The organism is Chryseobacterium viscerum (assembly GCF_025949665.1).
In the GTDB taxonomy this organism is placed as follows: Bacteria; Bacteroidota; Bacteroidia; order Flavobacteriales; family Weeksellaceae; genus Chryseobacterium; species Chryseobacterium viscerum_A.
Genome location: NZ_JAPDFT010000001.1, coordinates 871,981 through 887,825, shown reverse-complemented (window position 1 = coordinate 887,825; position 15,845 = coordinate 871,981). Strand labels below are relative to the sequence as shown.

The 15,845-nt window shown below is 36.7% G+C and carries 22 protein-coding genes; 14 read left to right on the top strand and 8 right to left on the bottom strand.

From position 1 onward, the window contains the following. Positions 1-363: 363 nt before the first annotated feature. From OL225_RS04170 to OL225_RS04160, 3 genes are all read right to left on the bottom strand, one after another. Positions 364-1,464, bottom strand: coding sequence for an ABC transporter substrate-binding protein (locus OL225_RS04170; protein WP_264517361.1), 1,101 nt, complete (start codon positions 1,462-1,464; stop codon positions 364-366). A gap of 102 nt (positions 1,465-1,566) precedes the next feature. Beyond that, a complete protein-coding gene (locus OL225_RS04165; RefSeq protein ID WP_264517360.1) occupies positions 1,567-2,442 on the bottom strand; it encodes a hypothetical protein in 876 nt (291 codons plus the stop codon). Between the two features lie 433 nt (positions 2,443-2,875). Beyond that, complete coding sequence (locus OL225_RS04160) at positions 2,876-3,448, bottom strand: helix-turn-helix domain-containing protein (protein WP_264517359.1); 573 nt, start codon at positions 3,446-3,448, stop codon at positions 2,876-2,878. A 187-nt stretch (positions 3,449-3,635) separates the two neighbouring features. Here OL225_RS04160 and OL225_RS04155 point away from each other — a divergent pair, with 187 nt between their 5' ends. Next, positions 3,636-4,529 carry a CPBP family intramembrane glutamic endopeptidase gene (locus OL225_RS04155; protein ID WP_264517358.1) on the top strand — a complete coding sequence of 298 codons (894 nt, stop codon included), beginning with the start codon at positions 3,636-3,638 and terminating at the stop codon, positions 4,527-4,529. Positions 4,530-4,626: 97 nt separating this feature from the next. Here OL225_RS04155 and OL225_RS04150 read toward each other — a convergent pair whose 3' ends face one another. Continuing rightward, entirely contained in the window at positions 4,627-6,117 is a 1,491-nt protein-coding gene (locus OL225_RS04150) for a hypothetical protein (RefSeq protein WP_264517357.1), read from the bottom strand. A gap of 427 nt (positions 6,118-6,544) precedes the next feature. Here OL225_RS04150 and OL225_RS04145 point away from each other — a divergent pair, with 427 nt between their 5' ends. The 11 genes from OL225_RS04145 (at position 6,545) to OL225_RS04095 (ending at position 11,103) form a co-directional block, all read left to right on the top strand. Next, positions 6,545-6,760: a RebB family R body protein gene (locus OL225_RS04145; RefSeq protein WP_034697211.1), complete on the top strand. Its 216-nt coding sequence runs from the start codon at positions 6,545-6,547 to the stop codon at positions 6,758-6,760. Positions 6,761-6,778: 18 nt separating this feature from the next. Beyond that, complete coding sequence (locus tag OL225_RS04140) at positions 6,779-7,294, top strand: hypothetical protein (RefSeq protein ID WP_047378378.1); 516 nt, start codon at positions 6,779-6,781, stop codon at positions 7,292-7,294. A gap of 38 nt (positions 7,295-7,332) precedes the next feature. Then, positions 7,333-7,521, top strand: coding sequence for a hypothetical protein (locus OL225_RS04135; RefSeq protein ID WP_047378379.1), 189 nt, complete (start codon positions 7,333-7,335; stop codon positions 7,519-7,521). Continuing rightward, complete coding sequence (locus OL225_RS04130) at positions 7,518-8,348, top strand: hypothetical protein (RefSeq protein ID WP_264517356.1); 831 nt, start codon at positions 7,518-7,520, stop codon at positions 8,346-8,348. Before OL225_RS04135 ends, OL225_RS04130 begins: the two co-directional genes overlap by 4 nt. Positions 8,349-8,387: 39 nt before the next feature. Continuing rightward, a complete protein-coding gene (locus OL225_RS04125; protein ID WP_264517355.1) occupies positions 8,388-8,774 on the top strand; it encodes a hypothetical protein in 387 nt (128 codons plus the stop codon). Positions 8,775-8,797: 23 nt separating this feature from the next. Then, positions 8,798-9,025, top strand: coding sequence for a RebB family R body protein (locus OL225_RS04120; protein WP_223599390.1), 228 nt, complete (start codon positions 8,798-8,800; stop codon positions 9,023-9,025). A gap of 457 nt (positions 9,026-9,482) precedes the next feature. Then, positions 9,483-9,740, top strand: coding sequence for a RebB family R body protein (locus tag OL225_RS04115; protein WP_047378383.1), 258 nt, complete (start codon positions 9,483-9,485; stop codon positions 9,738-9,740). A gap of 79 nt (positions 9,741-9,819) precedes the next feature. Continuing rightward, positions 9,820-10,077, top strand: a complete 258-nt coding sequence (locus OL225_RS04110; RefSeq protein ID WP_047378384.1) for a RebB family R body protein — start codon at positions 9,820-9,822, stop codon at positions 10,075-10,077. 81 nt (positions 10,078-10,158) lie between these two features. Further along, positions 10,159-10,416 carry a RebB family R body protein gene (locus OL225_RS04105; protein ID WP_047378385.1) on the top strand — a complete coding sequence of 86 codons (258 nt, stop codon included), beginning with the start codon at positions 10,159-10,161 and terminating at the stop codon, positions 10,414-10,416. Between the two features lie 81 nt (positions 10,417-10,497). Further along, the gene (locus OL225_RS04100) at positions 10,498-10,755 is read left to right on the top strand and encodes a RebB family R body protein (RefSeq protein WP_047378386.1); all 258 of its coding nucleotides are present in this window, start codon (positions 10,498-10,500) and stop codon (positions 10,753-10,755) included. Between the two features lie 84 nt (positions 10,756-10,839). After that, a complete protein-coding gene (locus OL225_RS04095) occupies positions 10,840-11,103 on the top strand; it encodes a RebB family R body protein (protein ID WP_047378387.1) in 264 nt (87 codons plus the stop codon). A 68-nt stretch (positions 11,104-11,171) separates the two neighbouring features. Here the strand turns inward: OL225_RS04095 and OL225_RS04090 are convergent, their stop codons facing one another. The 4 genes from OL225_RS04090 to OL225_RS04075 all read right to left on the bottom strand — a co-directional run bounded on the left by OL225_RS04090 (position 11,172) and on the right by OL225_RS04075 (position 13,918). Continuing rightward, entirely contained in the window at positions 11,172-11,849 is a 678-nt protein-coding gene (locus OL225_RS04090) for a response regulator transcription factor (protein ID WP_264517354.1), read from the bottom strand. Between the two features lie 8 nt (positions 11,850-11,857). Then, the gene (locus OL225_RS04085) at positions 11,858-12,502 is read right to left on the bottom strand and encodes a sensor histidine kinase (RefSeq protein ID WP_185097858.1); all 645 of its coding nucleotides are present in this window, start codon (positions 12,500-12,502) and stop codon (positions 11,858-11,860) included. Between the two features lie 74 nt (positions 12,503-12,576). After that, positions 12,577-13,167, bottom strand: a complete 591-nt coding sequence (locus OL225_RS04080; RefSeq protein WP_264517353.1) for a hypothetical protein — start codon at positions 13,165-13,167, stop codon at positions 12,577-12,579. Between the two features lie 40 nt (positions 13,168-13,207). Further along, the gene (locus OL225_RS04075; RefSeq protein WP_047378392.1) at positions 13,208-13,918 is read right to left on the bottom strand and encodes a hypothetical protein; all 711 of its coding nucleotides are present in this window, start codon (positions 13,916-13,918) and stop codon (positions 13,208-13,210) included. A gap of 205 nt (positions 13,919-14,123) precedes the next feature. On the opposite strand from OL225_RS04075, the gene OL225_RS04070 reads away from it, so the two are divergent. Beyond that, the gene (locus OL225_RS04070) at positions 14,124-14,759 is read left to right on the top strand and encodes a LysE family translocator (protein ID WP_264517352.1); all 636 of its coding nucleotides are present in this window, start codon (positions 14,124-14,126) and stop codon (positions 14,757-14,759) included. A gap of 176 nt (positions 14,760-14,935) precedes the next feature. Continuing rightward, positions 14,936-15,808: a helix-turn-helix domain-containing protein gene (locus OL225_RS04065; protein ID WP_264517351.1), complete on the top strand. Its 873-nt coding sequence runs from the start codon at positions 14,936-14,938 to the stop codon at positions 15,806-15,808. Positions 15,809-15,845: the final 37 nt, after the last annotated feature.

Sequence of the window (15,845 nt, the reverse complement as noted above, 5' to 3'; positions counted from 1 at the left end):
AATAAAAATAAACCCGACAATAACCCGACAAAGCCACGACACAAATTATAACATACTGAATTTCAACTTAAAATACAGTTTGTTTTTACGGTCAATTTTTACAGTATTTCTTAATATTTATAATATAAAAAGGCCACAACTAAGTATTAATATGAAAAAATTCAGATAAAATGAATAAAAAATCCGAAGAAGCTAAATACTTCTCCGGATTAAATGGTTTCTAATTTAGATGTAATAATGAAAGTAATTGAGTTAGTAATTCTTCATTAATTTTCTTACCTAATTTACAACAAGAAATCTCTCCATTAGTTGAATCGACATTTTAAATATTTGGATATTTTAAACTTCGTGGAATCACTAAGATTACTTTAATAATTCCAAAATGTCAGGATCTGTTAATGGTGATCCTCCCTTTATAGGTCCTATTTTAGCTTCCATAGCTTTCGAAAAGCTTTCTACCGAACTTCTATCTAGCATGAATTTTGTAAAATCTGTTGGAGAGGTATTGGGGTAATTTCTATAGGAAGGATATCCTGATTTGTTAGGCATATCTGTTCTCACTGACCATTCAGACCAGATGCTTTGTATTTTTTTAGAAAGAAGCCAGGTCATGTACAGCTTTGCCGCTGCTTTATGTTTACTAATTTTAAAAATGGCTGAAGTCTGAGCCCAAGTCAAAAAAGGATCTTTCACAGGAAGGACAACTTCTGCATTTGAGTCCTTTGACTTATCAAATACACCCGCAGCTCCTATGGTTCCTAATACATTCCCTTTTGCAACCTGATATGCAGGGGCAGCAGTACCCCGAATCCATTTAGGGTTCTGTTGAATCAGCTTATCTATAAAGTCCCATCCATATTGATCTACAATTTTTTTATATAAGTACAATACTGCATCATCATCATGGGGATAGGTAAGCATTAAATTATCTTTGTAAGCAGGCTGCAAAATATCAGTATATGATTTTGGAGTAGAATTTACTTTATTCCGGTTAACAAGCATTGCAAAAGTAACCATAAATACAGGTGTAAATGCTCCGTCCTGATCCTTAATATCGTCAGGTATTTTATCCCACTGAACAGGCTTGAAGTTTTCTAAAACTCCTTGATTTTTCCAACGGTAAAAATCATGTAAAGTCTGTATATGCACGATATCAGGAGTAAGGTTATTGTTAGTTAACTGATCATCTATTTCAACATCAAGAAATTTGGAGAGATCCACTCTAATATTCATCTTAATTTTTGGAAAGTCTTTTTCCCATTCTGATTTAATCCAGTTTAACTCGCCAGGATCATCTCCACCGCCCCAAACGGTAATTTCATTTCCTTCTTTCTGTGCCTGATTATACAGAAGCTCAATTTCTTTGTTCTCAGCGTTATCAAAATCAGTCTCAATAGTTGTATTGTCAGTTCTACAAGATATTATACTTATTAAAAGTATAAGTAAAAAAATACTTTTTTTCATAATTGATTTTTTTTAAAATTTTTAATGTTTTTATAAAAAATACCTTTAAAAAGTTTCTAACTCTAACTTTTTAGAAGGCTGTTTGTTTTAAGTGCTTTTTTGTTAATATACCTTGGTGATGTCTTTACCCTTAATAGATTGAACGATATCCCAGTGCTCATCGGTAAGTGCATCCTCCGGGCGTATCCTGATAATGTCAAAAATGAAATCTTCCCCGGCGCCATTATTGGTGTTGAAATAATTCATTTCTACAATGAAATCCCCTTCTCCTAAAATGAATTTATTACTTACGCTTAATGTTGTTCCTGAATCTTTCATTTGTTGAAACCAGATCCCTAACTGTTCTCTTCCATCTTTAATAAACGGATTATGCTGCTTATAGACAGTAGCAGCTGTAGTGGCTACTCTTGTTGCCTCAACAATAGAATAATCCAGTTTGTTGAACATATCTGCATCTGCCTGTTTAAATTTTGCGAGATTACTGATTCCGGAAGTCAGAGTGTAGTTAACTTTTGCCCCATCAAACATGGTTCTCCCATTGGCTGTTGTAGCAGGCTGCTCCTGAAGATTACCCCAATGCTCAATAATTTTACCATTCTCTCCAAGTTTAAATAACTCTCCGTGGGCAATGGTTTTCTCAGAGTTTTTCTCTTCAACATGAAGAAATACGTAAGCTCCTTGTTGTATAATCCTATGTACTGTGATCTTATAATTGGTATTTTTAGCGGTTTGTAACGCATAATTTTTCAATCCCATATAAGTGTAATCTCCTGATTCAGGCTGGTGTTCTTTATAACTGCTTCCCACATAAAGATCGGCTTTACTCTGGTTGTTTGAAGAATAAAGATCAGTATAAAACTTCACAACGGTTTCTTTAGAATCCTGAACATTTGCATTGTCATTTCTTTCTATACAAGAATTGTATGCAGCTGATAGAATGACCATTACTATGGCTGTATTTAATTTTTTTAAAATCATTAAAGTGTGTTTTTTTATCAAAAGTAAAAAAAAATATGATCCAAGGAGTACTTTTTCAAAAAAAATGTAATAAAAATTGTTACATTTTAAAATTTGGAAATAAATCGTGGTAATTTCTCTGAATTTTAATGGGCAAAAGTAAAGATTGTTTTGCTAAGCAACTCGCAAATGGCAGCTGCTTTTATAATTGATAAAAGATCTCCACAAGAACTAAAAAGCATTATTACAGTACAAAAGTTTATACTGATGAATCAGAATACAATGGGAGATTAAAAAAATCCCCAATACTTGCAAAATAGGAAAGCCATAGAAAAATTTGAAAATGCTGTTTTCAATCGGAAAACAGATTAACAGACTAATTGAGTATATAAATATTTACAAATTTCATTTCGTTTTTCACATAAAAATGAACCCGACAAAGCAACGATAAAAATTATAACATACTGAATTTCAACTTAAAATACAGTTTGTTTTTACGGTCAATTTCTGCAGTATTTCTTAGGATCATAAATACATTGGACAATACAATAAGGATCATAAGAATAAGCGTAAACTCTTTTCCGAGCTTTAAAAAGATACCGAGCATAAACACAATGGGTGCCATAGCTGTCCAAAACATCTGCAGTGAAATAATCTGTTTGGTGAGACTGTTTCTCTGCTTCATAATAAGCATGATCAGAAAGGGAGCCAGGATATTTAACGGAGGTACTACCACAAATAATAAGGAGGAAAGATTGATCATTTTGATTGAAGAATAATTGAGCGTTTCAGATTCTTCTGTGGCTTCTGTTTTTATCTCTTCTATTTCAGCAGAAATAGTGGTTTCTTCCTGCAATAATAAAGATTCTTCTATTTCCAAAGTCTGCGCCAAAGCTCTTAATGTATGTCCTTTAGGTTCTGTTCCGGATTCTATCCTCTGAATGGTTCTTACAGAAATTTTTGATTTTTCTGACAGCTCCTCCTGGGTCAGATTTTTTTGTTCTCTTATGGCTTTTAGTCTGGACATGTTCTAGGGTAATTCGAAAAAAAATTTGTTTTCGCTAATTTACATTTTTCCATTATTAAAAACAGAAGACCTCTTTTTTAAATTGAACAGTACTAAAATTATAATTGTTATAAAAATAAGTGTATTTTTATTTGAAAATAATCTTCTATCTTTCAGTTATTTATCAACTCCAACACCAGATCAGTTTATGGAAAATACAATATCCAAATCCGAAACCAGGAAGAATATTGCCACTTACCTGTGTCTTACCCTGCTTTTCTGCCTCCCGGTCTATTATATGTGCATCCGTACCGGTAAACTCGGTGGCGGAATTATATCTTACGCCACTATTGTAATGTGGTGTCCGGCTATCGCAGCTCTTCTTACCTGCCGTATCCGGAAAATTCCTGTTTCTTCCCTAGGCTGGAAATGGGGCCTTACAAAATACCAGATCATGGCTTACTGTATTCCTATTCTTTACAGTTTAGTTCCTTACCTTATCATCTGGATCAGTGGGGCTGGCGGTTTTTATAATCATGAGTTTGTAGCAGAAGCTGGTAAAGGTATGGGCTGGAATCTTTCTGATGGCCAGACCATCATCCTGTATATTATTCTGATGAGCAGCTTTGGTATGGTGCGTTCTGTAGGATCAGCATTGGGTGAAGAAATAGGCTGGCGCGGTCTTCTTACTCCACAGCTGGCTAAGATCAATTCTTATACTACGACTTCTCTTTGGATGGGTCTTATATGGTCTATTTATCATTATCCGCTTCTTCTTTTTTCTAATTATAACACGGGTGGTCCCAAATGGCTGGCTCTTTTATGTTTTACGGTGATGATATTTGCATCCTGTTTTATCTTCACTTGGTTACGGTTAAAATCCGGAAGTTTATGGACAGGTGTTATTTTACATGCCAGCCACAACCTTTTTATACAGTCTATTTTCACGCCGCTTACTGTAGATACGGGAAATACCAATTATTATATTGATGAGTTTGGTATTGCTCTGCCCATTGCGACCGCTGTTGTTGCATACTTCTTTTGGCGGAAGAGAAAGGAATTACCTGAAAAGGATAGTGAAAATACTCCCCTTTCTGCATAGCATTATTAATAAAAAAGCCAGCCTTCTGTAGAGAAGGCTGGCTTTTGGGAATATCAGTGAAATTTCGTATTTTAATCAGTAATTCAAGGCTTATTGTTTAATAAGTGTTTTCGGCACTCTCCAACAGTTTTTTGTAATCTTTTCTTTTCTGTGGAATGACGGGGTTATAAGTAATTTGTTTCTCAACCCAGCGTTCAGGCTGTAAATACTTGAGAATAAGCTCCATATCTTTATCATTAAACCCTTCATAAAATCTGTCTTTTTCTTCTTTTGGTATGGGGGTTGGTGGTGATCCATCTTTTTTACGCGGAGCATAATGTGCCCCTGTATAATCTCTTTTTTCTCCTATGAATATTGCTTCTATTGCAGGTTTAAGTTCTATTTTCAGATCTTCTATCTGCCTTTTTGTTTTGGGTCCGGTAGTCCTTATTATTCTGCTAATTTCTTCATCAAGTTTTACCTCAATTTTTGTATTTATTTCTTTTATTTTTTCCTGAAGAAATTTGCCTGATCGTGTTGGAGGTTGACTCAACAATAGCCGTTCATATCCGGTGGCATCTCCTCTTTTTAAAGTCTTACCTCCGCCTATATCCTTCCAGGCAAGCATTCTGCCACCACTCTCACTTCCTTCTTCTTCCATATACCTTACCGTGTACCCCAGCATCGCCATCACTTCAAGATTACCACTTCTGAAACCCAGGTGCTTTACATAGGTAAAGTGTCTTTCAAAATAATCATATAGCTTAAACTGCCCAAAACGGGTATTGCCTCCCCATGCTAATAAAGATGGTGTTTTTTCATCCCAAAACTCGGTAATATTGAATACTTTGGAAGGGTGAATGGTACTTTTGACCTCATTGACAATATCATCAAATTTAGATCCTCTCTCCTTCACATAGCCTTTATCTCCGGTAATAATGATTGCATCATACATTTCTGCTACTCTATAAACAATTTGTCTGATTCCTGTATAGCTTGTATCATGTTCTATATGAATATCTCCTCCTTTCCCACTGAAACGTGACCATAAAATAAGTAAATTGTCTCCACTGGTAGGAATTCCTTTTTGTTCCAGCCAACTTTTTATAGCCTCATCTTCATAGCCATTACTATTGACCTCCCATCTTACTTTTAGCTTATTCCGTAAGGCCGGTGAGTATTTTCTCGCGATATAATCAGTTCCATAATTCACTCTTTTGATGTATCCTCTTGGCTGAAACTCACGTGCTTTATTTTCTAATCTTCTCTTACCCGCATTATCTCCCCTTAATCTATTTACTTCAACTATATGTATTCTATCCTCACCTATTCCGGAATCTCTATAGAATTTTTTTATAGAATCTGCTTTATCCGTGTGGTCTATGAAAGTGCCATTGCCTTTGGAAATAACAACATGAAGTTCATCATCATCAATTAAAGCCGCGGCAATTCCAAACATATCACCTGTGGCGTATCCGGGTTGGATAAGTACTTTAGGTTTAAATTCAGGTTTGGGGTCACGTGGAAGGTCTGGTCTTGGTGCTGGTCTGCGATTAGCATCATCTGTATTGGAAGCACCTGCTTTGTTTTTTTTTCTATTCCTTATCATATCGTTTAGTATTATAATACGTTAGGGAACAAATTTCAAGGTAAAGCTCCTGACAAAACAGAGGGGATCTATCCATTTTCAGAAATTCAGGGTTTACCCGTATGGGCAGAAAAGGTATTTGTGTATTCACCTGTTATGATTATTAAATACACTTTATATGCTAGTCTGTTTTCCGGATTTTAATTATGTCGATATGATATTGTATAAAAATTTCACTCATAGGAGAATTCCCTTATTTTTTAAAATTCAGTTTTTTCCCTTAATGAAGATTTATTTCGATTGATGAAATTTGTATCAGACAAAAGAGATCAGCAATCTCACAGTTAAGGCTTAACCAGGAAATAACAATAAGGTTGAGCTGAAGAAAAAGTCTTTGAAAGAAGATGTTTGAAAATAAAAAACAATAGTAACCCATTAAAACCAGAATATGGCAGAAACAGTAAACACCCAGACTACAGATGCAGTAACGCAGACCAATGTTACCGTACTTGGTGAGTCTCCCGCACAGGCTATGAGTATGCTTTACCAGATGGCCACCCATGCCAGTGGAATTTCCATTCAGAATTCTGTAACCAATCAGCAGAACTTGAACCAGCTCAACCCTGCGATTGTTGCAGATGCCATTAAAATTTTAAAAGGATAATTATAAAACCTTACAATCATGAGTGAAAACAACAGTGAAACCCAACAATCCCAGGCAGCCAATGCTACCACTCCGGCGGAGAAAGCTGTAGTATTTGTGAACAGTGAGGTACTGGCCCCGCCTAAGGCTTCTCCAATGACTGGAGTGACAAAAGTAATGATAGAACAGTCTACAGGAATGATGGTTCAGGATTTACAGTCTTTTTTGAAAGGATTTGAGCAGGTAGGTCTTATAGCATTAAGCAGATTGGCCAATAATTTACTGACATATGGAACGACTTTCGGGCCGGCTCCGGGCAGTAAAGAAACCTCCACTCAGATGGCAGAGCATGTGCAAGGCCAGGACGCAGGAAAAGGAAATGAAATGATGAAAGACTTATTCAAAATGGTAAGTGAATATGCTGAAGTAAAAGCTAAAATTTCCAATACTATTTATAATGTCAACACACTTCCTGTCTCAGAAGCCCTTCCTTCTCCCCCATCCTATACGGAAGTAATCCCTGAGACTGAAGATCCTGAAAAAAAAAACGAGTAGATCCGGTTCCGGAAGAAGTCTCATCAGAAAAGGAAGGCATGAGAAAAAGCTTTATCACGGCTGATCATGGGGGAAAATTAGTATTAAAGTCAGTAAAACTGACACAGCCACTCATAAAACCAGAGATTAAAGAAGCAGTAATTCCTTCAGTAGAACCTGAAGTGAACCGAAAGAAAAAAACAATAATAAACCAACTCCTTGAAAAAATTAAAATAAATAAAAGATGAATTATTCTTCAACAACCAAACCCGCCAAGATTTTAAATCTGGAAAATTTAAATGATTTAAATGAACGACTTTATCTGACTAAAAACAGTGAAATCAATTATCTGGACACCAAAAGTGCAGACCCCAAAAAGACGGAACACAATTCAGAACGTTTTGTATTCAATCTTCAGACTTCTGATATTAATATTCAGCCATCCATAAGACTGGTCAACTGCATCAGCAGAGGAGGTAAAAGATATAATCATTTTCAGTCTTTTGTAGTAGAACCTAAAGATAAATCAACGGGAATTGCCATCATCATGGTAAAACTGGATGATCCAAAAGTCTTTTACTGTAATGTAAGAATCTTACCTTTTACCACTCTAAGCGAAATTGCCGTTCCTGATTATGATTCAAATCTTCTTACGGTTAATCTCGAAAAATCAAAATGGGTACTGAAGACGGATATTACGATTACTCCATCAGACACAGGTGAAGCACAATATTCCGTACATGATGTGGATGTAAGCGCCATTTCCGATCTGGCTTCCCAGGATGAAATAGTAGAATTAAAAAGGGAACTGGAATTTCAGGCATCCAAGCTGATTGCCCATTATTTTCAGGAAATCCTGAGTATTATAGTAAATGAAACGCCTCCATCCGGCAGCAAATCGCTTATCATTCCGGATGATTATATCCTTACCCTTCCTCCTAATCAGTTAAAAGAAATGTTGTCAGCCAGTGCTGTTTCAGCGTGTATTGCATTGGAAATTACAGGATATAATGTAGTAAAAGATATCAACCGGGACTGGAGGGCTGCAGCAGCATTCATTAATTATCTGCTGTAAGTAGGTGCTCACTATTCCCAACACTCTAAAACAATACTTATGCGCAGAAGAATCCGCAAAAAGGCTCCGGCACACAAACCTCCTATACCTGTAACGGAACCTGAAGTCGTTGAAAAAGAAATCATGCCTTTTGTTTTAAGACATGAAGATGAAATCATTACTTATATCAAGGATAAAGCCATCAAAGAGACCATGAAATCGCTGGCTCCTCTGCTGGAAAAGCTGGAAGAAGCCGTAAAACAGCAAGAAGTTCCTCCCCAGGTACAGGCTGCAACACCAGCTCAGACTGATCCTCCTATGATGAACTATGAAGAACAATTGAAAAGACTTCAGGAGGCATCCACTGCAAAGGTAAAAGAGAAGGAGCTTAAAATAATGGACCGAATGAATAAACTGAATGCCCGGTTTGGCAATATCCGTCCATAAAAACATCAACACCAACAGATATTATGAACGAAATTGATACTATAATTATGGGAATGTCTACCGCTGTACCTAATGCTATTTCAACACAGGTAAGTGCGCATTCTACGGGTGCAATGCAGATCAATTCTGCCTTGAACCAACAACGAAATAACATGACTGCCATCAGCAACTATGTCATGGGAGTAAAAAAAATGGGATCCGGAAAACTGAAACACAAAGAATCAGGACTATTTAGAAAAGGACGTTTCTAATTCCGGTTTCACCACCACGGATGCGGTTTATTTTCTCTGCAAAGATGAAATCCGGTGCCCTCAATATATACAATCAGGTCAACATTTATTTTGCACCGTTTTTCAGATGCTGTCTATGTGCAGAAGCAATTATTCAGAATCCATCTTTAGCCCAAAAGAATCCAGCATAGCCAGTATACCTGCAGCAGATATTTATTTTTAAGACAGATATTAAAAATAAAAACCGCATCCTTTTTATCAGGAAATATGCTTTACACTCACACAGATTTTACAGATAGGGTCTCAACCATTGTATTCAGAGCCACCTTCAGATCCAATCACTTATAACCTGTCAATACCAATGCTTTTGAAATGTATTCATCTGCAGGATCTGTAGTGAGTTTAAAATAAAACAGAAAACTAGTTTACCTCAATAATTATTAACCGAGATCAGATCTCAAAAAAAACAATTACAATTATGCCAGTTAATGAACAAATCACAGACGCAGTAACGCAATCGAACGTGAAAGTAGTAGGAGAATCTCCTGCAATGGCTTTAGCCAATGTGTATCAATCTGCAGCACATTCTACAGGAATTATGTTTGAAAATGCTGTAAATGCACAAAACCAACAGAACATTTTAGGCCAGGCTGCCACCACTCAGGGTATTCTGCAGATCTACAGCCTGGATACGGTAGCAGATGCAGTTTCTATCGCTAAGATTCTTAAGCCGTAATTTTTAAACTTTTTGAGAAAAAGTCATTATCTCAGCCGGAAAATCCGGTCGTTTTTTAACCTAATAAACAATAATCATTATGCCAGTTAACGAACAAATCACAGATGCAGTAACGCAGTCGAACGTAAAGGTAGTAGCAGAATCTCCTGCAATGGCTTTAAGTAACGTATATCAGACCGCAGCACATTCTACGGGAATCATGTTTGAAAATGCGATGACCAACCAAAATCAGCACAATATTGTAACGCAGGCCGCTACTACACAGGGTATCTCTCAAATCTACAGTAAAGATACTATTGCAGATGCTATCTCAATTGCTAAAATTCTTAAACCTTAATCATTCTTGCAAACCGCAGAATATAACCATTTTCAGGACCGGAATACCCGGTTATTTTAACCAAAATAAACAATAATCATTATGCCAGTAAACGAAAAAATCACAGACGCAGTAACACAATCGAACGTAAAAGTAGTAGCAGAATCTCCTGCAATGGCTTTAGCTAACGTGTATCAATCTGCCGCACATTCTACAGGAATCATGTTTGAAAATGCAGTGAATACACAAAACCAACAGAATATTGTCTCTCAGGCAGCTACTACACAGGGTATCACTCAGATCTACAGTCTGGATACCATTGCTGATGCTGTTTCTATGGCTAAAATTCTTAATCCGTAATTCATTTTTGCGAACAGCTTAAATTCCTTCCGAACAACCGGAAAATCCGGTTGTTTTTAATCAAAATAAACAATAATCATTATGCCAGTAAACGAACAAATCACAGACGCAGTAACACAGTCGAACGTAAAGGTAGTAGCAGAATCTCCTGCAGTAGCTTTAAGCAACGTATACCAGACTGCAGCTCATTCCACAGGAATTATGTTTGAAAATGCGGTGAGCGCACAAAACCAACAGAACGTTGTCACTCAGGCAGCTACTACACAAGGTATCGCACAGATCTACAGTCTTGATACCATTGCGGACGCTGTTTCTATGGCTAAAATCCTTACTCCGTAATTCACCTTGCGAAAAGCTTAAATACCATTATCCGAGCAACCGGAAAAGCCGGTTGTTTTTTAACCCAAATAAACAATAATCATTATGCCAGTAAACGAACAAATCACAGACGCAGTAACACAATCGAACGTAAAAGTAGTAGCAGAATCTCCTGCAATGGCTTTAAGTAACGTATATCAGTCCGCTGCACATTCTACAGGAATCATGTTTGAAAATGCAGTGAATGCACAAAACCAACAGAACATTTTAGGTCAGGCAGCTACCACTCAGGGTATTCTGCAGATCTATAGCCTGGACACTGTAGCAGATGCAGTATCTATTGCTAAAGTATTGAATCCTAAATTATAGTGTATTTTTAGATTTTCTTGTTATCAGGGAGTACATTCATGTGCTCCCTGATTCTTTTTGGGATAAAATTACTTATCAAATAATACGATTTCGTTCGGATCTATAACCTGGTTCTGTACTGCGTAAATTACAAGCCCGGCCATATTTTTCACTCCTGTTTTGATCATCAGGTTAGTCTTATGAGTTTCTACCGTTTTGGGTGAAATAAAAAGAGAGTCTGCAATTTCCTTAGTGCTGAGCTGCTGGCAAACCAATCGCAGAACTTCCACTTCTCTATCCGTAAGCTCATTCTTAGAAAAGGCATGAAACTCCGGAAGTTTATTGGAAAGCTGGCTTCTCATGACATCAATCTGATCATTGGAAAAATAATGTCCTGTGTGGTGAACGGTTTTGATAATGGCTAATAATTCTTCTAATTCAATTTCTTTGGGCAAAAAAGCATGGGCTCCCATTTTCAGCATCTGCCCCATGAACGAACGGCGATAAAAACTGGAAAGAACAATAATTTTTGTTTCAGTTTCTCTTTTAGCCAGTTCAGACATTACTTCAAGACCATCACCGTTTGTCATTCTCAGATCCAGAATAAGAATGTCTAAAGATCCGGAATCCTCAGTAAGAAACTGATAACCGCCTGTAGAGGTCAGTGTAACCTGATAGTCTCCATTATTATCAATATAATTTTTCAAAAGCTGTACAAACAGCAGGTCGTCATCTACAATTCCGATTTTAATTTTCGTATGTTCCATGTTTATTTTTATTGTATTGCCATACAGGCTATGAATTTTGTGCCTTTTTCAGGCTGTGTTTTAAGTTTATAAATGGCTTTAATTTTTTGTGCTCTTGACTGAATATTCCTAAACCCAATGCCTCCAGAGTGCGTTTCTACGATAAAACCCCGTCCGTTATCTTCTATCGTTAGCATCAGATAGTTCAGAGAGATTCTCAGCGACACATCTACTCTGGTGGCTTCAGCATGTTTCAAAATATTGGTGACCAGTTCCTGAACAATTCTGAAAAGGTTCAGTTTTACCGGGCTGCTGATCGGGGTTCTTATCGTAATATGACGGAAAATAACCTCTATATTTTTATTAACCTGTGCAAGATAATCTGCAATCAAATCTGCCAGTTCAACCTCATCGAGGTCCGGCGGTGTAAGATTATGGGATAATTCCCTTATCAACTGCATGGATTTTTTCAGATCGCGATTAAGCTCTTCGGGATTTTTATCCGTAAGGTTTAAACGGATGAGATTCAACTGTGAGATAATATTATCATGAAGTTCTTCTGCCAGACGTTCCCTGTCCTGCTCCTGTAAAAGCAATGTATTCTCCCAATATTCTTTTTGGGTATTCCGGACCAGCTGAGAGACTTTCTGTTTATTTTTCTTTATACTTTTCAAATAATTAATGACCAATAACGTAATGAATAACGTTGTTAAAAAAAATAGTCCAATACCGATCCATATCCATAGAACTATCTGATCCTGATTTTCCCAACGCCACATCCCAGATTAATAAAAGCAATATAAAAAGACAATAGCAAAATGCCTCTAAAAAGCCAGACAGGAGCTACCCAGCTCAGATGGTTGCTGATTAAAAAATTAAAGGTAGTGGATATGATACATTCAACAGAAAAAAACAGGAAAACAATGATGTTCACGATAAACATATCCCTATCTGCCCTACCTTCCCTGATAATCTTCATAAAATAAGAGGCTGCATAGCTACAAATAATAATACTGGTAATAATATTGGAATAAAAAGTAGCCTGTGTATCATTTTGCACATACAACACATTAGTCATCAGTGCCAATATTGCATATCCATAGATCATCCATTTTAACTCACGGGAAAGCTGGATATAATAATTGCTGTAGATGACGGTAAGGATCATCAAACCAAAAAACTGGCTCAGTATATAATTGTAGGTATTGAGTGTATTTAATTTCATCAGCCGGTCCGTTAAGTCCGTCAGCTCCAGCATAAACTCTCCTGAAAGAAGCACAATCACAGGAAGTTTTGTTTTTATCCCATCTTTTACCAATACAATCAGCCCGGTACACAAGACCAGGTTAATAATAATTTGTAAATACAGGGATAAACTGTTATACGAAAACACTGGTGCTCTGCTTCAAAAGTTGATAATCATTAAGAGTATCAACGGTAAAAGGAGGTCTTGGAGTAGAATAATTTTCTGCGGTCTCACTCATATGATTAATCGCAAGGCTTTTCACGGTAATAATTTCGATATGATAAGGAAAATCCGGATCTTTTTTCTCCAGATCATCAGTAAGTCCAAAAAAACTGGTACAAGTTTGCCCTCCTGTAATTCCCATTTTATCATAATCTGAAAACGGAATGGAAATCAGCTGAAAAATATCTTCTGTTTTCTGAGCCTGTATCCATGAAGTACCGAACATATTCCATCTGAAATTTCGGTTAATGGCCGATTCAGCTGTGATTGGAGGCGGGATCACTTCTTCGTCATTGCTGCTCTCCATCTTCTCCTCAGTAAATTTGCTTGAAAATTCTTTAATAATGATGTTACTAAAATCAGCATCCTTATCACTTTTAGAATCAATCAGGAAAAATTTCAATTGTTCCTCATGAATACCTACATATGCATGAATACTTTTCAGTTCTTCCGTTCCAAGGTTTCTTTTCCATTGTTCTATTTCTTCCCCCGAAACACTGAAATGAGTTCCCTGATTTAAAAATATCAAAATTTCTGCCCCATTTATGCTAATTCCATTTTTATAAGAATCAATAAGATTTTTCCATTTTCTGATGGCTTCAAAGATGTTTTCAGTAGTCATGATAATATTTATTTGTGAATGATAATTATTTTATGTGTTGAAATTTACAAAAAAAACAGACTGGTATTTATTTTAAATCACATTCAAGTGGAAAATAAAATTGAATTGAGTGAAAATTACTATTTCTTCAATTTTTTATCATATCAGATTAGCTACAGTATGTATCTTTGTACCGGAAATATTCGCATTTAAATAACAACTACCAATGATTCCATTTCACGAACTTATTTTTTTCATCCTGGCCGCACTCATCTTAGTTATCAGTCCCGGTCCTAATATGATTTACCTGATTTCAAAATCTATAACACAGGGGAAAAAGTCCGGGTTTATTTCCCTGGCTGGAGTGGTGTGTGGATTTTTATTCCACATTATCATGGTATCTTTTGGCCTGACCGCTGTTTTACTAGCCGTTCCATTGGCTTATACCGTTCTTAAAGCCATGGGAACTGTCTATCTCTTACATCTGGCCTATCAGGCAATAAAACCAAAGAGCAGAAATATTTTTGATGTTGACAGGAATGCTGCTCATGACAGTCCTAAAAAGCTCTTTACCATTGGCTTTTTAACAAATGTATTAAATCCGAAAGTGGCCGTCTTTTATCTGTCTTTCTTTCCTCAGTTCATCAAACCTGAGTATGGTTCCGTCTTCACGCAGAGTCTTGAACTTGGCGTTATTCAGGTTCTGATCAGCTTCAGCATTAACTTTATCATTGTATTAACAGCGGCGAGAGTTGCCCTGTTCTTTTCCAATAATCCGGTCTGGATCAAGGTTCAGAAATGGTTTATGGCCAGTGTATTGACTTATCTGGCTATAAAAATGGCTTTTTCAAAAGCAAAATAAAATCCGGAACAGTTTTCTTTCTGTTCCGAATTCCGGGGTATATTCATATAAAATCTGATCTAAAGAAAACATTATCATTATTCACCGCGAATTTGAGATTAATATTCCAGATGTAAAACCGTGAAAATACGTAATTTTACGGTTACGTATTTATCCTCATCACAACAGGTTTACAGATGAAACAGACCATTCCGACTTATGATTTAAACGGTATTTCCCACCACAGATTCCATGTCAAAAGAATGGATAAGCGTACTCAGGATGCTGAAGATATTCTTTTGGACAAAGGAATACACCGGGACAGTCATTACATTTTCACGTGCATGGAAAGCGGTCATGTAAGAATGATGGTAGATTTTAAAACAATTGAAGCAAAAGATTCCACTCTTTTCTGTGTATTGCCTGGACAGGTACATCAGGGCCTTTTAATGAAAGACGTTTGCGGATGGTTTGTAGCTGTTAAAGCAGAACTTGTCCCTGATATGGTACGTTCTTTTTTTGATGAATCTCTGGGGGAAATACAACCATTGTCTCTGGATAAAAGTCTCGTCAAAAAAATAAATACAACAGCCAGCATGCTTCATGCCTCTTATACGAATGAGATGCTTTCCACCAAAGAAGGGTCGCTTGTTGTACAATCACTGCTTAATGCATTTCTGGGAATGTTTGTCATGATCTATTCCCAAAAGAATGTATCTCCTGCTTCCAGCGAAAACCGGGCTTTACAACTGTCAAGAATATTCAGAACTTTGGTTCGGAAGGAATATAAAACCTCGAAAAGTCCATCTGAATATGCAGAGATTTTAAATATTACAAGAGGATATTTAACGGAGGCAGTCCGGGAAGCAACCGGGAAGCCTGCACAACACTGGATTCATCAGGAAATTTTAATTGAAGCTAAAAGATTACTGGTCTTTACCAACCTAAGTGTAAAAGAAATCGCTTATGAATTGGGATATAGTGACCACACTTATTTCAGCCGATTATTCTCTAAGCTGGAAGACCAATCACCATCAGAGTTCCGGGACCTGCATAAAAACAAACACTAACCACGAATAGTCCAATTATTCCCACGAAACAGCTATC